This window comes from Clostridium polynesiense (assembly GCF_000820705.1).
Lineage (GTDB): Bacteria > Bacillota > Clostridia > Clostridiales > Clostridiaceae > Clostridium_AA > Clostridium_AA polynesiense.
Map to the genome: position 1 here is coordinate 1 of NZ_CCXI01000080.1, position 17,388 is coordinate 17,388.

The 17,388-nt window shown below is 32.9% G+C and carries 13 protein-coding genes and 1 tRNA gene; 7 read left to right on the forward strand and 7 right to left on the reverse strand.

Annotated elements, in window-relative coordinates; all coding sequences use genetic code 11:
- From TA89_RS07260 to glsA, 4 genes are all read right to left on the reverse strand, one after another.
- On the reverse strand, nucleotides 1-213 hold a 213-nt coding region (locus TA89_RS07260; RefSeq protein WP_040212175.1), incomplete at its 3' end, for a dephospho-CoA kinase.
- A gap of 12 nt (nucleotides 214-225) precedes the next feature.
- Nucleotides 226-2,853, reverse strand: a complete 2,628-nt coding sequence (polA, locus tag TA89_RS07265; protein ID WP_040212176.1) for a DNA polymerase I — start codon at nucleotides 2,851-2,853, stop codon at nucleotides 226-228.
- 2 nt (nucleotides 2,854-2,855) lie between these two features.
- Nucleotides 2,856-4,010: a chorismate synthase gene (gene aroC, locus TA89_RS07270; RefSeq protein ID WP_040212178.1), complete on the reverse strand. Its 1,155-nt coding sequence runs from the start codon at nucleotides 4,008-4,010 to the stop codon at nucleotides 2,856-2,858.
- 192 nt (nucleotides 4,011-4,202) lie between these two features.
- Nucleotides 4,203-5,120 (reverse strand): glutaminase A, encoded by a 918-nt coding sequence (gene glsA / locus TA89_RS07275; protein ID WP_040212180.1) that lies wholly within the window; start codon nucleotides 5,118-5,120, stop codon nucleotides 4,203-4,205.
- 141 nt (nucleotides 5,121-5,261) lie between these two features.
- Here glsA and TA89_RS07280 point away from each other — a divergent pair.
- A tRNA-Leu gene (locus tag TA89_RS07280) sits at nucleotides 5,262-5,343 on the forward strand.
- Between the two features lie 35 nt (nucleotides 5,344-5,378).
- On the opposite strand, the gene TA89_RS07285 is transcribed toward TA89_RS07280, so the two are convergent.
- From TA89_RS07285 to TA89_RS07295, 3 genes are all read right to left on the reverse strand, one after another.
- Nucleotides 5,379-7,295, reverse strand: a complete 1,917-nt coding sequence (locus tag TA89_RS07285; RefSeq protein WP_040212182.1) for a BglG family transcription antiterminator — start codon at nucleotides 7,293-7,295, stop codon at nucleotides 5,379-5,381.
- A gap of 413 nt (nucleotides 7,296-7,708) precedes the next feature.
- Nucleotides 7,709-8,866: an acetamidase/formamidase family protein gene (locus TA89_RS07290; RefSeq protein ID WP_197073439.1), complete on the reverse strand. Its 1,158-nt coding sequence runs from the start codon at nucleotides 8,864-8,866 to the stop codon at nucleotides 7,709-7,711.
- 142 nt (nucleotides 8,867-9,008) lie between these two features.
- Entirely contained in the window at nucleotides 9,009-9,443 is a 435-nt protein-coding gene (locus TA89_RS07295; RefSeq protein ID WP_040212184.1) for a hypothetical protein, read from the reverse strand.
- 135 nt (nucleotides 9,444-9,578) lie between these two features.
- On the opposite strand from TA89_RS07295, the gene TA89_RS07300 reads away from it, so the two are divergent.
- From TA89_RS07300 to TA89_RS07315, 6 genes are all read left to right on the forward strand, one after another.
- On the forward strand, nucleotides 9,579-10,052 hold the full coding sequence (locus TA89_RS07300; RefSeq protein WP_052447360.1) for a DUF4883 family protein: 474 nt from the start codon (nucleotides 9,579-9,581) through the stop codon (nucleotides 10,050-10,052).
- Nucleotides 10,053-10,146: 94 nt separating this feature from the next.
- Complete coding sequence (locus TA89_RS18820) at nucleotides 10,147-11,211, forward strand: hypothetical protein (protein WP_242850098.1); 1,065 nt, start codon at nucleotides 10,147-10,149, stop codon at nucleotides 11,209-11,211.
- 116 nt (nucleotides 11,212-11,327) lie between these two features.
- The gene (locus tag TA89_RS07305) at nucleotides 11,328-14,552 is read left to right on the forward strand and encodes a hypothetical protein (RefSeq protein ID WP_242850099.1); all 3,225 of its coding nucleotides are present in this window, start codon (nucleotides 11,328-11,330) and stop codon (nucleotides 14,550-14,552) included.
- A 41-nt stretch (nucleotides 14,553-14,593) separates the two neighbouring features.
- Nucleotides 14,594-15,043 (forward strand): hypothetical protein, encoded by a 450-nt coding sequence (locus tag TA89_RS18825; protein WP_242850100.1) that lies wholly within the window; start codon nucleotides 14,594-14,596, stop codon nucleotides 15,041-15,043.
- 3 nt (nucleotides 15,044-15,046) lie between these two features.
- Nucleotides 15,047-16,297, forward strand: a complete 1,251-nt coding sequence (locus TA89_RS07310; protein WP_040212186.1) for a Rossmann-fold NAD(P)-binding domain-containing protein — start codon at nucleotides 15,047-15,049, stop codon at nucleotides 16,295-16,297.
- A gap of 242 nt (nucleotides 16,298-16,539) precedes the next feature.
- On the forward strand, nucleotides 16,540-17,376 hold the full coding sequence (locus TA89_RS07315) for a PHP domain-containing protein (RefSeq protein WP_040212187.1): 837 nt from the start codon (nucleotides 16,540-16,542) through the stop codon (nucleotides 17,374-17,376).
- Nucleotides 17,377-17,388: the final 12 nt, after the last annotated feature.

Consider the following 17,388-nt stretch of genomic DNA (forward strand, 5'->3'; position numbering starts at 1 on the left):
GTTCCCAAACTGCTTTCTTAAAAATCGTCCCTGCCAATCAAAGAATCCATCTCCAAATTCCTTTCTTATCCAGGTTAATATCTCAGGGTAATTATCTAATACCAATCTGGATATTACATCTGCATCTATTATAGGAAACCCTGAATCTTTCAGTAATTTTGAAACAGTGCTTTTACCGGATCCAATGCTCCCTGTTAAGCCTATTTTAAGCATTATATATCACTCCTATTTTGCATCGTACCAATCTTTTCCAAGATTCATATCGATTTCTAAAGGAACCTTCAATTCTAAAACCTGCTCCATAGCCTTTTTTACTATTTCCTTTACTTTATCCAACTCATCTTTATATACGTTTAATATTAATTCATCGTGTACCTGCAGTATAAGCTTACTCTTAAGATTATTTTTAGTTAACTCCTGATATACCCTAACCATTGCAAGCTTTATTATATCCGCTGCGCTTCCTTGAATAGGTGCATTCATAGCTAACCTTTCCCCTAAAGCTTTAACCATTTTATTAGAGGCATTTATTTCAGGAATAAATCTTCTTCTGTTAAGGAGGGTGGTTACATATCCTTTTTCTTTTGCATCCACCACGATGTTATTTAAATATTCCTTAATGGAAGGATATCTTTCAAAGTATATATCTATATATTCCTTTGCTTCCTTTTTCGTTATCTTAAGATCTTTGGCCAGGCTGAAATCACTTATACCATATACTATTCCAAAGTTTACAGCTTTAGCTCTTCCCCTCATAAGTTTTGTTACCTCGTCTAAAGGGACTTTAAACACCTCAGAAGCTGTTTTTGTATGGATATCTATATTATCTTTAAAAGCTGATATCATATTTAAGTCAGAAGCTATATCAGCTAAGACTCTTAATTCTATTTGAGAATAGTCTGCTGATAGTATCATACTCTCATCATCAAAGGGTGTAAATATTTTTCTTATTTCCCTTCCCATTTCATATTTTATAGGTATATTTTGAAGGTTAGGTTCTGTACTTGACAATCTACCTGTAGATGTAACGGTTTGATTGAAGCTTGAATGAATACATCCATCTTCATCAATAACGTTCTTAAGCCCCTCAATGTACGTGGAATTTAATTTTGTAAGCTGCCTATAGTAGGTGATTTTATTTATAATAGGATGCTTATCTGCAAGCTGCTCCAACACTTCAGCATTGGTAGAATAACCGGTTTTTGTCTTCTTTATTACAGGCAAATCCAACTTTTCAAAGAGTATTTTCCCCAGCTGCTTAGGTGAGTTAATGTTAAACTCCTCTTCAGCTATTGAATATATCTCCTTTTGAGTACTTTCTATCTCTAATTTAAATTTATCTCCTAATTCCTCCAGCTTACTTCTATTCACCTTAAAGCCCAGTACTTCCATGGAAGATAATACTTCTGTTAAGGGCAGCTCTACTTCATAATAAAGCTTTTCCATTTTATCATCGATTATTTTTTGGCTCATCATGTGATAAAGCTTAGGAAGATAGTAATTTTGCAAGGCCATTAACTCCTCTTCATCTCCTTGTGGATCCTCCCCTAAATACTCATTTATAAGAGTCATGAGAGGATACTGACCTTTAGAGGAATCTATTAAATAAGCAGCTACCATTACATCAAAAATTACTCCCTTTAATTTTATATCTGCTTTATTTAATGCGGTAAAAGCATTTTTAGCATCATAGCAGACCTTTTTATATCCTTCATTCTCCAGGTAGGCCTTTATGCCTTCCCTTGAACTGCTATCCTTTATAATTTCATCAATCTCCAATACATATACTTTGTCTTTATAAGTAACATAAATTTCATGAATCTCTGTTTTAGTATAAAATTCTTTATGTGAAATATCAAAATTTAAAAAAGTAGCTTCTTTTATATCCAGCGACTTTAAAAAGCTGTTTACAGACTCTGAATCACTAACCCTTATAATTTCAATCTCTTTATTTGAGTTAACCTTTAAAACCGTTTCTTCCTGTAAGTTATCTCCAGGTATTTTATCCACAAGGGATTTAAACTGCAATCTGAAGAATAACTTTCTTAAGCTTTCTTTATCAAACTTATCCTTAGATTTTATTTCATTTAAATCTATTTCTACCGGAACTTCTGTGATTATGGTAGCAAGCTTTTTGCTGAAAATAGCCTGTTCACTGTACTGCAGTAAATTTTCCTTAACCCTTTTTCCGCTAACACTGTCTAAATTCATCAGTAGATTTTCAATGCTTCCATAGGTCTGTATAAGCTTGAAGGCAGTTTTTTCTCCAATCCCAGGTACTCCAGGTATATTGTCCGAAGCATCTCCCATAAGTCCTTTTACATCAATAAACTGCTTTGGAGTAACTCCCATATCCATAACCATTCTGTCTTTATCGTAAATTTCTTTTTCGGATACTCCTTTTTTAGTAATGATAACTTTCACTCTGTCTGTGGCAAGCTGAAGAGCATCCTTATCTCCTGTTAATATGTAAACTTCCATGCTATTTTTTTCTGCATAGGTGGATAAGGTTCCTATGAGGTCATCTGCTTCATAACCATCTATCTCAAATATATTTATAGCCATTAAATCCAGAAGCTCCTTTATAACAGGAAACTGCTCTGCCAGTTCAGGAGGCATTTTCTTTCTTCCGGCTTTATATTCTGCATACTCTGTATGTCTAAAGGTAGGAGCCTTCCTGTCAAAGGCAGCAACTACATAATCCGGCTTTATTTCCTCATACATCTTAAACAGCATATTAACGAAACCATAAACGGCATTGGTATGCAATCCTTCTGCATTTGTAAGAGGAGGCAATGCATAAAAGGCTCTATTCATTATACTATTGCTGTCTAATAATAATAACTTTTCCATATTTATTCCTCCATATATTTTAAAATATAATCCTTATGTTTGTTAATCTGCTCCTGTAATGTGTCAAAGTCCGAGCAGGGGAACTGTTTTAATATTTCATTTAATATCTCATATGCGCATATATTTTCAAGAACCACTGCAGCTGGAATCACAGCACATACATCTGATCTTTCATACCTACTTTTAACATTGATCATCTTTTTTAAATCAATAGAATCAATGCCTTTTTTTACTGAAGGAATTGGTTTCATATAGGCGGTAATTTCTATATTCTCACCATTGCTTACCCCAGCTTCAATACCTCCGCAATGATTAGTTCTTCTCTTAATATTTCCTTTTTCAATATATATTTCGTCATTAAAATCTACACCTGTCATCTCAGTATTTATCCCTTCACCGAAGGCTACACCTTTAATTCCTTGAAGAGACATAATAGCATGGGATAGTATTCCATCTAATTTTTTATCCCATTGAGTATAACTTCCTAAACCTATAAACATCCCATTGATGCTTATATGTACAGCGCCTCCTAAGGTATCACCCTTTATAGCGGCTTCATCTATCCTTTTTTTAATCTTCTCTTCCACCTTTTTATTAAAGCATTTAACTTCACTTTTATTAATGATATCATATACTTTATCATTAAATAAATCCTGCTTTTCTTCTTTTATTCCGGCTATTTCTATTACCTGGCTTCTTATTTTGATACCTAAAGACTTAAGCATCTGCTTGCATACAGCCCCCACCGCTGTTCTTATAGCGGTTTCCCTGGCAGAAGTCCTTTCTATAACATCTCTTATGTCTCCGGTTTTGTATTTAAAATATCCCACTAAATCACCATGCCCCGGTCTTGGTACTGTGATTTTTTCTTTTTCATCTGCTTCAGTATTTATTAATTCTTTCCAGTTTTTATAATCTTTATTATAAATAATCAAAGTTAATGGATTGGCAGTGGTAATGCTCCCCCTTACCCCTGACCAGATTTCCACAGCATCCTGTTCAATGCTCATCCTTTTTCCTCTTCCGTAACCCATCTGCCTTCTCTTTAACTCTTCATTTATATTTCCCATATCTATTTTAAAATTAGAAGGAAATCCATCTACTACAGCAATTAATGCTCTTCCGTGAGATTCTCCTGCATCAAGAAATCTTAGCATATCCTATTCTCCTCTCAAAGGGTATACTTATATAATACCAAATAAAGAAGCCTTTGAAATTATAACTTCAAGTATTTTTATAAATTTAAATATATTATTCATTAAAACTGCATATAATCACTTCAGAAACTTTAATCTCATTCTCCAACACCTAAAAACAAGTACAAAATAAAAAGGCGTTCACCGCCTTTTTTAAAATATGCTAAGATCCAACTCTCTGGATAACTCCTGAAGCATTTTTATCCCTGCAATACTGTTACCCTTTTCATCAAGAGAAGGTCCATATACTCCAATCCCCATCCTTTTAGGCACAGAGGCCATAATCCCTCCGCCTACTCCGCTTTTTGAAGGTATTCCTATATGTACTGCAAATTCTCCTGATTCATCATACATCCCGCAGGTAACCATTATAGTTTTTACTATCCTGGACACCTCTCTGGATATGACCCTTTCTCCTGACCAAGGAAGAACTCCGTCATTTGCCAGCATTGCTCCAATCCTTGAAATATCACTGCAGCAAACATCTATAGAGCACTGTTTGAAATAAACCTCTAAAACTTCCTCTACATCGCCTCTCAGGCTTTTATTCCCCTTCATAAAATAAGCAAGAGCTCTATTTCGATCTCCGGTTTCTTTTTCGGAAAGATAAATTTCTTCATTTATATTAATGCTGTCATTTCCTGTAATCTTTCTTGTAAAACTCAAAATTTTATCTATTTTTTCTTCAGCGCTGCTTCCCTCTATAAGGGAGCTTGTTACGATTGCTCCGGCATTTATCATAGGATTAAAGGGCTTATTATAATTTTTTGTTTCAAGGTTTACTATAGAGTTAAAACCATCTCCTGTAGGCTCCATACCAACTCTTGAAAAAACATTCTTGGTACCGTTATCTAATATTGCTACCATAAGGCTTATGACCTTTGAAATACTCTGCATTGTAAATTTAACACTTGAGTCCCCTGCTGTATACTCTTTTCCATCCAGGGTAGTTACGCATATTCCTAAATGATTAGGGTCCGCCTTGCTGAGGAGAGGTATATAAGATGCAACCTTTCCATCCATAGCAAAACCTCTGTTATTTTCTATCACGCTTTCCAATAATCCTCTCATAATAAACACCATCCATTATAAATTTGTTAATAAAGTACTGAAATCAATCCTCTATTATATATAATACCCTGTAATCGCCTTTTAGAAAACAAATTTTTATTGCAATAGAGATAAAACTATGATAATATAATTTTTGTACTTGCCGATGTGGCGGAACGGCAGACGCACACGACTCAAAATCGTGCGGGAAACCATGTGGGTTCAAGTCCCACCATCGGCACCATCTGTTAAAAAGAGCTTTGATTATATCAAGGCTCTTTATTTTATTAATCCTATTGAAGCCATTAATTCAGGTAAAAAATCCTCTTTGCCTTTTATTTTTATCATCTGCTTAAAAACCCTTCTGTTAGCAGCAATTGCCTTAAGCATATAAAATAATATGTCTATATCATTTTCATCTTTATTCTTTATGCATGGTATAAAAATCATACTGATTTCCTTTTCTTTATCCTTTAAAGGTCTTTTAAATATCCCTACAGCCACAGAACTCTTTATACCGCAGTCATTAATAGGATGAGGTGCCATAATCCAATCAGACATACTAGTAGGGTATAATTTTTCTCTATTTACCGTATCTTCATAAAATGCTCTTAAATCATATATACTTTTATCCAGATACAGTTCTTTACATAAATCAAATATTGCATCTTCTAAAGCTATGGGGTTATCATATATTTTTATTAAATTATCCTTAAATCTGCTCTTAGCTGCCTTTATGTACAGGGATTGCAGCCTTCTCTTCTTGACTGCCCACAATATATTATTCCTGTCTGTATCTTCAGGAAGCTCCTGTATTACATATATTGGAGTATTATCAGATATATTTATATTTAAATTAGATATGATAATATCAATTTCATTCATGCTTAGATATTTATCCGCATCAGAATAATTAACATACTCAATGCTGCAGGAAAAATTCCTCTTGAGCCACTGAATTAAAGAGACTTTAACCGCTTCACTTCCTTCATAAATAAAAACAAATTTTATCCTACGACAATTTTCTGTTATATAGCATTGTAAATACACAGCTATAAAAGAAACTTCATCTTCACTTAAATACTTATCTGTATTTTTATATATAATAGGTACTAAATTCATTGCAACTTCATAAGCAAAGTTATATTTTTCCTTAACACTTGCTTTTAAAGGGTTTTTTGTTTCATATCCTACATTTAATCTTCTTAAAAGATACTTTATATGGCTTATAATATTAGAACATATGCTTTTATTTTTCTTTAAATCAATACCATACTTAACAAATACCTTTTGGTAAAATTCCTGAAACACTATTTCAGACAGCTTTTCATCTGATTTATCTGTATTTTTTACTAAACCGGTAGTACGAAAAAATGCCTTTAAAAATAAAATATCCTGGGAGGTTATTAAATATCCTTTATTCTGAATATGAAAGAGAAGATTAGTAAATACCCTTCCACAATCCTTTTTAAATTCTATTTCCGTCAGAAAGTGATTCTTCTCATTTCTTATAACAAAAAAATAAATTGCCCAAACTGAAAAGTAAATTGTATAATCCGATGCATCAATACCCTCGCTGCTAAAATACTCCTCTACGTCTCTCCTAAGCACTTCCACAAGCTTACCGTCATACTCAGAACCAAAAAGATTTATTATATTAAAATTATAGAAGTTAGGATTTTCTACCCTTGCTTCCTTTAAAATCTTTAAATATATTTTTCTTTTTGACGCTTCTCCGCATTTACATAAAATATATTCTTCTCCTATTTCAAATAGATTAATAAGAGATTTTTCAAATATACTTTCCTGTATTCTGCATAAATCCTTATAAAGGGTTTGATCACTTACATTAAGCTTTTCTTCTATTTCTGTAATATATAATTTTTCATTGAACAAAATCAAACCTATAACAATATAGTACCTTTCAACCAAATCGTATTTATGCTGTTTATTGGTTATAAGCTTTCTTAATGCTCTTTTAAATACTTTACTATCTTTTTCCTCAATATAGTAACCGATTTTATTGGAGGAAGATATTCTGCAGCTGAATTCTTCCATACTTTTATTAATAGCTCTTATATCTTTTCTGATAGTCCTGTCCGTTACTCCGAATATATTTCCTACCTCTCCTCCCACTATACCTCCAGGGTTTCTTAATAAAAGTTCTGTTATCTTAACCTGTCTTTTAGTTAACATACCTTAGACCTCTCATTTATCTTTTAAATTTTCAACCCCTGATAATATTTACTTATATGAATCTTGTTAATTCTTCCTTAATAAGTATAATTATATCACTAGCTAATAAAGCATCAAAGCAGGTAAAAATCATGATTATTAATATTACTTTTATACAATAATTTGATCAACAAAAAAGCAGAAGGATTGAATTTATTCAAAGTGAATTCACTTTATTAATTCAATCCTTCTGCTGATTTAATTACTTTATTTCAATGGCATATTTACTATTATTTTTATTATATCTGGTACTGCTCTCTAGCTAACTGAGCAAGTCCTATCTTTTCTAACTTTTCCATAGGAACTCTTAGAGAAACAGTCACCACTCCAGGTGCTCTTCCTATTTCTATAGCTCCGGAAATAGTAACTCTGTTTTAAACTTCAGGAACAGATACTTCAAGTAAGTCTGCAGCACGCTTTAACCCATTATCTATGGCAATATTAAGATTTTGTCCCGTACCTATAAAGGATAAAGGTGCAGACTGCTCAATATCTGCCATACCCCATCTTTTAGCTTCTTTTAATGCTAAATCCTTTTCTGCTTCTGTTAATGGCTTTGCTAAATAAGGAACATCTTCTATAACAGGAAGAAGAATTGGTCCATCTATAGTAAGATCATGAATTACAAAGACCTGAAGAGTTACTACTGCCGCTACATCTGCTGTATGCCCTGCAATTTCTCCTTCACCCTGCATAGCATGGACGTCACCTACATATACTCCTCCACCGGGAACCTTTACAGGACAAATCAATACAGCTCCCTCTCTCACTTTATTCACATCCATATGTCCATCGGTTTTATCCTCAAGGGTTACTGTGGTCTGAGCATATTCATGAGGAGCATCTATTAAAAAGGAACCGAAATCACCTGCGTTGTGAGAATCAGGAATAGGTCTTTTGGGAGTTGTACCAAGTTGTCCAACAAATGGTCTTAATCTGGTTGCAATTCCTGGAATATCTGAAGGTGCAAGAGTCACCACCGGATTTTGAATAGAATTATCAGGAATCTGCATATACTCACGTCCATTATGAGCTATTTTTTCTGCTGCATTTTTTTCTACCGTAACTCCAATCCTCTTCTTATCATCAAAAACAATTGTATATCCATTTGTGAAGGTAAAGGGTACCGTATCTGCACCGCATTTAGCACATCGGATTGCTTCCTTTCCAATATCCTTTATTACTGTTTTAGGATACAACTCACCACAGCTCGGACATTTGCCTGCTATGAAGGGATCTCCAAGGAACCTGCCCTCCATGGTTTTATCATTCCCTGATGCAGTAGCCATAGAAGTTACAGAAATAGATTCAATCCTGATAACAATAGCATCTCCCGGCTCCGCACCTTCTACATATATAGGCTGACAAACCTCATGTCCACCTCTAATCTCAGGAGTAATCATTGGTCCCCAGCAACCCGGAGCTGTATTTACAATAATTCTTCCGCCATCCTTAACTGGTCCAAGCATATCCTTTTCAGGATCCAAAATACCATTAGTAAACGTATTAACCATCACCGTTTGTTTTGCCATAATAAAATCCTCCTCTATTACTATGAATTATATTAAGAATATTTAAAATATACTTATATTTTAGAAAAATATAGATAAAACCACAAATAGCAAGGTTCCTAACCGCTAGGAACCCTGTTATAACATATCCTTATAAGCACTTCTATCCGCTCAGCCCTTTAAATATACATCTAGAAATAAACTCATAATATTTCTTCTCATCTTGAGAAATATAAAATTTAAATATAACGCTTTCTGCTGAAATATTTTTAATTAAGTAAAACTTTTTTCCTTCCTCTATAGCTTTTATCTGAAAACCACTATTGCTTAGTTCTTTTAAAATAACACAAATTTTATAAAGTTCTTTTTTTGCATTGCTAAAAGGACATATAACTTCCTTATCCCCTTTTATAAATCTAATAGATATGAACAAGTCAACTTTCCCCTGATTAGCTGCTAATACGCTCTTATGAAGAGCATCTCCCTTATTTATTATCCCCTGAGGAGTACAGTATACTGTGCTGTGCCCCAGTATCTTAAGCTTATTGTTAATCCTTCCAAATAATTCTGGATTTTCTGCATCTAAACCAAGTTTCATTTATAACCCCTTATGAATTGATTATCACTTTTTCCGGTGTATTATATTTTATTCTTATAATAATATATTGCTATTAAAAGTTATAATTTTTGTTTTAAAAGAATATTTTATTATAGGTATAAAGAGGTGATAAATTTGAAGAGAAAAGTTTTTATTATGATTTTAGTATTATCTTTATTGTCTATAGGCTGCGATATAAATTCTCACGAATATCCTAATATCTCAAAAAAGCCTAATATAAATTACTATACCAGTAAGCTTGCTTCTGATATAGAAACTACAGATAACTATACCGTGGTGCTTTTAGAAACTAATTTAACTAAAGAGCTGGCGGTTAACAAGGAGGATAAAGATACTATAATTAATTTTTTCTGCAGCCTGGAGGAAGAAAACTTCATCCCAAACCACGATAAACCTAAATCTCCACCTAAGTTTAAATTTTTTATAAAGCTTTCCGGAAGCAGATATATAATAGACGTTTATGATGAAGAAATTATTTCCATATATCCATGGGATGGCATATATTCTGAAGACTTTATAACTATGAAAAACATACCTAAAGCCTATAACTTATACGGCCTTTCTCAATATATCCTTCAAAACTATTAAAAATCGCTTAGGCGGTTTTTTATTTTATTGCTAACTTTGTATTGTTGAATATACATTTCAAAGGATATAATCTTAATTATAAGAGGTGATATTTTTGAAGAAAAAATCAATTTTTCATTATTATTCTAAATTCAGCAAAAGGATTTTAAGCACTAGATTCTTAAATAAGCTGGGTTTTGATAAAAATATTATTGAAAACACTATAAAACATAATGACTTTGTAAATGAGTTTGGAAAGATATTTTATCAGGAGGATTTTAGCTGCAAGAAAGTTGCCGAAATTTTTATATTAATATTTCAAAAGGAATATAAGAAGGATTTCCCGGTATGGAATACCGAAGAATGGATTCGTTATATTTATGGATATATATTAAGTAAATCCTTTAAAGAGGCGGTTCAAGTACAGCTAAATCCAGTTTTAAACAGATACTGTGATTTTTACCTAAGACTTTTAAAAATATTCAATGAGTTTGAAAAGGATTTAAATACCGGAAGCTTCATATCAAAATATCCTCTTCATTTCTTAACAGATACAGAAAAGTCAGAGTTAGAGTATTCAGAAGAATACCTTAAGTTTATTACTGCTTTTGAGGAAGAATTCATCTACGAATTAATGAAGTTGAATAAAGAAATAACTGGCTTTAATACTTTAGATCATATATGCGGAGTTCACTTTTTAACCCTCTACATAGCCAGACAAATAAAATCTAAAAATATTTCTGTAGACTTAGGAAGGGTATCCGGAAGTGCTGCCGGCCATGATATAGGAAAGTTTGGCTGCAAAGGAGAGGAGCTTAAAAGAGTTCCCTATCTTCATTACTACTATACGGATCAGTGGTTTTTGAAACATGGAATACACTATATACGAAACATTGCTCTCAACCACTCTACCTGGGATTTAGAACTGGAAAATCTTCCTTTGGAAAGTCTTATTTTAATATACTGTGATTTTAGGGTGAAAAATAAAGATGGTACCTCTTCCATGAATATTTATTCCCTTAAAGATTCCTTTGATATTATATTGAACAAGCTGGATAATCTGGATGAGGCTAAAGAAAAAAGATACAAAAAGGTTTATTCAAAGCTGGTGGATTTTGAAATGTTCCTTAAAACCTCCGGTATAGTCGTAGACCCTTTAGAAGAAACAGAACCAAAATAAGGGAAGACATTAGAGAAAATGCACTTCTTCAGGGAAACAATATCACTGAAAAGATTAAGTATATAGCAATAAAACATAATATTTCTTTAATGTATCATTTGAGGGACGAATACTCCTTGGAAAGTATTTTAGAGGTGGCCAGAAGCGAAAAAAACTGGAAGAGATTAAGGGAGTACATAAGAATCTTTGAGGAATACTCCACATATTTAACCCAAAAGCAGAAGCTTCAGACATTGAAATTCCTTTACGATAATCTGACTCACCCTGAAGATGATATCAGAAGGCATTGTGCCGAGATTATAGGTACTTTAATAGCCTATTTTGACGAAGACTATAGAAAAGAGATACCAGGCAATGTATCCATCGATTCTCCGCCTTACAGCAGCTATATGCTTTTAGAGGAATATATAAATAAGCTTTTATATCCTTCCCATAAAGTAATACCTCAGCATAGATATTGGATGGGATATAATTTAAGTCTGGTATGCAAATCCCTTTTTGATAACAGAAAAAAAGCTAATAAAGAGTATAGAGACATATTTATAAAATATTTTGATGTAAAAAAGATTAAGAATTCGGATATGCACTTATTCTTATTACAATGCATAAAATACCTTCCTCTGGTCCCCATGGATGAGCATACAGAATTTTTAATTGATTTTATTTTTGAAAGTTTAAACAAAAAAGCTATGTCCATTAAACTCTGTGCCATGGAAAATCTTATAGATATTATAAAGAAGAATCCTTCTGAATTACTTATACAAAGAGCAAGACACTTTACTTCAGACATAAAATTTCAAACTTTAATTCCATCAGAAGCTTTTTTAGTTCATAAGCTTGAAAACTTATTACATCCCTCATATCAACCTCAGCCTAATAATTTGAGCAATAAATTTATGTCAGGTATTTATCTTAATAATTTAAAAAGCGCTACGGATTGGGTGGTTAAAAAAAATAACATACTTATGCTTTTAGATATAGCATTAAATAATCCAGAGACAAATTCTTTACAGACAGCTATTCATCTAAGCAACCTTCTTAAAGTTAGTGCCGTAGAAAGCGTAAGAAACCAAGCGGGTAAAGCTATAGTTAAACTGATGCCGAAGCTTTCCAGCTTTGAAAAAAATGAAGTTTCAGTGGAATTATTGAGAGCTTTGGAAATGGAAGGACATAAATTTACAGAGTATATTCCTGCCTATCTAGGACAAATACTCTTGTTCCTGGATGAAAATGAATTCGAAGAAATTTTGGATGATTTAATAATTAAGATAAAAATCTCTACAGCTTCGGTAAAAACTCTTATACTTAAAACCGTTTCCATTACTATACAGCACTATTTAGTAAAGGTAGACATGGAACAGGAAAAAAACAAATTAAAACTTACTAAATTATTGTCAATTCTGCTAAATGCATTAGGAGACTATGATTCTCAGGTAAGTATGTCTGCATTCTCCTATTTTGCCAAGGGTATATTCCAATCTTCATATTTAGACTTTGATCAAAAGCATTATATATACACCCTAACAGCAAAGAAGATATTGACTTTAATAACTCCCGGTGATGAAAATGATTTATTGATGCTTTCTAATTCCGCCGCTCTAAATCATATCTACAGATTTATATCTGATTACAATTTTCATTTTGGAGAAATAAAACTTGGTATTCCTAGTAAGGTGGCTTTTTTCCCAGGAACCTTTGACCCATTTTCATTGAGCCATAAAGAAATAGCTGTAAAAATAAGAGATTTGGGATATGAGGTTTATTTGGCAGTGGATGAATTCTCCTGGTCAAAAAGAACTCTTCCAAACCTTATAAGAAGAAACATAATAAAAATGTCCATAGCAAGCGAACTGAATATATATATCTATCCTGATAATCTTCCTGTAAACATATCAAACTCTGAAGATTTAAACGCTTTAAAGAACAGCTTTCCTAATTCGGAAGTTTATATAGTTACAGGCAGTGATGTTATATTAAATGCCAGCTCTTACCGGAACCTTAGCGATGAAAGCTCCATAAGCAACTTTTCTCATTTAGTAATAGATAGAGGAAGAGGCCATGAGCTCTCTGATAAGCTGAAGGATATAAAAGGTAATATAGAAATTTTAAATCTGTCAAATAAATATAAGTCAATAAGCTCTACTCAAATAAGGACTTATATAGATGACAATAAGGATATTTCAAGTTTGATAGATCCATTGTCTCAAAAATATATTTATGAAAACGGATTTTATCAGAGAGAACCTATGGATAAAAATCAATTTACCGCCGCAGAGTTAGAAGTTGAAGTATTAGAAGATATTAATACTAATCTGCTTGAGGTTCTTCAAAAGGAATTCTCATTAAATAAAAAGGTATCAGCTGATATATCTTCTGTTTTTTCAAATGATTCCTCAAGGATACTTCTACTTAAAGAAACCGGTAAAAAGAAAATGGTTGGAGTATCGGTATTCCACTGGGTCAGAACAGATAATATCTTCAGCGAAATAAGAAATGTGGCGCTCTCCCAGCATATAAGAGAAAACACCTCAGGAAGAATTATTTCATTAGATGCTCTTATTGTAAAGGACTCTGATAAATCAAACTACCATGAACAGATTTTGCTCTCTGAAACTCTTGCTTTTTCTCTATCAAGAGACTATCAGTTTGCCCTGTGCAGCCTGAAAGAAAAAATGCATTCTCAAAGCTTAAAAGAACATCTAAGGCTTTTTGGATTTAAAAGCATAGATAGCCAGGAGCCATCAGGAGAACTATGGTTAGTTAATATGAGCACCCCCTGCGTCATAAACTATGATTTAGAAAACTTTATAAAAGAACCCTTTAAAAGCAGCGTAAAAATAAAGCAATCCATACAAAAATCCAGAAAAAAACTTCAGGAATCTCTCTGCAGGCTTTATCCAGGTGAATTAGTACTTCCCATAGATAATTCTATGCTTCATAATGGACTTATTAAAAAAATCTGCAGGTTAAATAAAGTTCCTGAAATAGCTGTTGAAATTTCAAATTACGGAAAGGCCAATTTCCGAAGTAAAACTGGAAATATAAATATAGGTGACAAGTCCAAAACACTGGGAGATCTTATGTGCGTACCTTACGGTGATATATTGGACAGATACGTGATTCCAAACACTATAACTAAGTCACTACACACCGAAAAGTATTTCAATGCTTCAATGGAAGGCTTTAAAATCGACTCTTTTCCATATTTCTTAAGCCTTGAAAATCAGATAAGGATGATTAAGTCATTTAATAAATCCGTAATACTTGTAGATACTATTCTCCATAAGGGATATAGGATGAAGGCCTTAGATCATTATTTAAAAAAGAGTCCATTAATATAGAAAAGATAGTAGTTGGAATTCTATCTGCAAGAGGAAGGGATTTGATGCAGTATCAGAACAGAGAGGTAGAGGCTGTATACTTTATACCCAGGCTGCGATTATGGTTTAACGAAAGTTCTATGTATCCATTTATTGGAGGAGATTCATTATGGAGAGGTAGGATTCCTGAAAGAAATCTTATACCTTCTATAAATTTGATTTTACCATATACCTCTCCAGCTTTCATAAGGGATTCCAACAAAGAAGCCATATTAGAGCTTTCTAAAACTTGTATAGAAAACTCTATAAATATTTTATCTTCTTTAGAAACCCTATTTCATAAAATAAATGAAAGAAACTTATCCTTAATCTCACTGGGTCAGGTTATTACAACTCCAAGATATCCTGATCACGGAAAGGATATTATATACGATTTAAACCTTACACCTACCCACTATTTAAAAAATGACTTAGAGCTATTAAGCAGACTAAGCAGTATTATAAGGAGCTGACCTATGTATTATTATAAAATAAATGAAAATATCCTTATATCGGAAGATATTATCCCCAATTATAAAAAATTAAAAGAAGAAGAAATTAAAGCCCCACAGGGAAATATATTTTTTGCCATGAAAAAGCCTCCCTTACTTTATAGGAGCATATTTAAGATATACGATGAAGATATTTTAAACTATTCATCTGAAGGGGTAGAATTATTAAACAGGAACAATAATCACTTAAAAAATTATCCTAAGTGGATTTATAATGCCATGGAAAAGGGGGATGCTTATTTTATAAACACCGGTTATCCCCTGTGGATGGATTTCATTAAGGATGATAATACTAAGAAATCGAGATACGATATTAATGTTATAGGACTAGGTGATGTAGGGGGAATACTGTCTTCTGGATTAAAACTTCTGGGGGAAGGTGTAATTGGTTCCATTGGGCTTTACGATAGGAATGAAAACAAAGTTATAAGATGGAAAAACGAAATTTCTTCAATAATAGACATCAATGAAACCGAAGATATTAAAGTTAAGGCATTGAATGAAGATGAAATTTTCAACTGTGATGTTCTGGTTTTCTGCGTGTCTGTAGGTGTTCCTGAAATAAATGCTTCAGTGAATGATGTACGTATGGTACAATTTCAGGGCAATAAAGACATAATTTCTCATTATGCCAAAGAAGCCAGAATCAGAAATTTCTCAGGTATCTTTGCTGTGGTATCAGATCCAGTAGATTTATTATGCAAAGCTGTATTTTTAGAAAGCAATAAAGATTTAAATGGGAACTATGATTTTAAAGGAATTCCATCACACAGAATAAGGGGCTATGGGCTGGGAGTTATGAATGCCAGGGCAAAATATTATTCAGAAAGTCATGGAATTTATTCTAATTATGATAAGGAAGGCAGAGTCTTTGGCCCTCATGGCGAGGGACTAATAGCAGCTAACAGTATATCAAATTATAACAGCAGTCTTTCAGAAGCTATAACTTCACTGACTAAGAATGCAAATTTAGAGGTGAGGGCTTCCGGTTTTAAGCCCTATATCGCTCCTGCTTTATCTTCGGGGGCTATTTCAATAATTGCAACTTTGAAGGAAGATTGGCACTATGCATCCACCTTTCTAGGAGGCATTTTCATGGGAACAAGATGCAGATATAATGAGGCTTATGGTACCATATTAGAGAAATATAATCTTCCTCAGAAGCTTTTTAAAAAGCTGAAGGAAACTGAAGCCTATCTCCATAATTTATATTAGAAATTTTAAAGAAACAACTACAGATTATGCATCATAGATTCTATCCCCATAGTTTATTCCAATTTCCCTATTACAGCTTAATATAATAATATAGCCCTATAATCCGCATAATTATTACCAAAATTAAAACTCTTAACAGAAGATAAATTTCAAACTATGAGCATCTCTGCTATAATAGTTTATAAAATTACTAGTTAAGTTTTTTAACCTACTATAGGATAAAATTAAATGAGGTGATACATATGGACTATAAAGTAGAACTGCATGCTCATTCCACCGCTTCAGACGGCTCCTCTACTCCCTCAGAATTAGCCGCTCTGGCCTATTCAAATAAAATTCAGTATTTGGCTTTAACGGATCATGATACTACTGATGGTGTAAAAGAAGCTATGGAAAGAGGACGCCTCCTTGGCATAGAAGTAATACCCGGTATTGAGCTCTCCACAATATATAATAACGAAAGCATACATGTATTAGGGTATTTTAAGGATAGCAGCTACCAAGATAAAGATTTTCAGAGCTTTTTAAAGGAAATGCAGGATTACAGAATATATAGAGCAAAAAAAATTATAGACAATCTTAAGGAATTTTTTAATATTAAGCTTGATTATGATGAAGTATTTAAAAAAGCACGAGGGGTAATTGCTCGTCCTCATATTGCAAGAGCTATAATAGACGCCGGCTATAGCTACTCTTGGGAATATATATTTAATAATATTATAAGCAAGGATTCTCCTGCCTATGTTCACAACAAAAACCTTTCTTTGAAAGATGGAATTAATATGTTAAAAGCATTAAATGCTTTAGTAGTCCTTGCTCATCCTGTACTTATTAAAAACTCTCCCTTCCAGGATATAGCTTTATCCGGTTTCCATGGAATAGAAGCAAATTACTATCAAAACACTTCAGAAGACACAAGAAACTTCATTGAGTTCAGCAAAAAAAATAATCTTCTTATATGCGGCGGGTCAGATTTCCACGGTAATGGAAAAGGAGATAAAAAACATGGTTATATAGGAGAGATTTCTCCCAATCAGGATGATATAAAGAGTTTCTTAAAGGCCTTGAATTTAATTTAATAAAAAAAATCC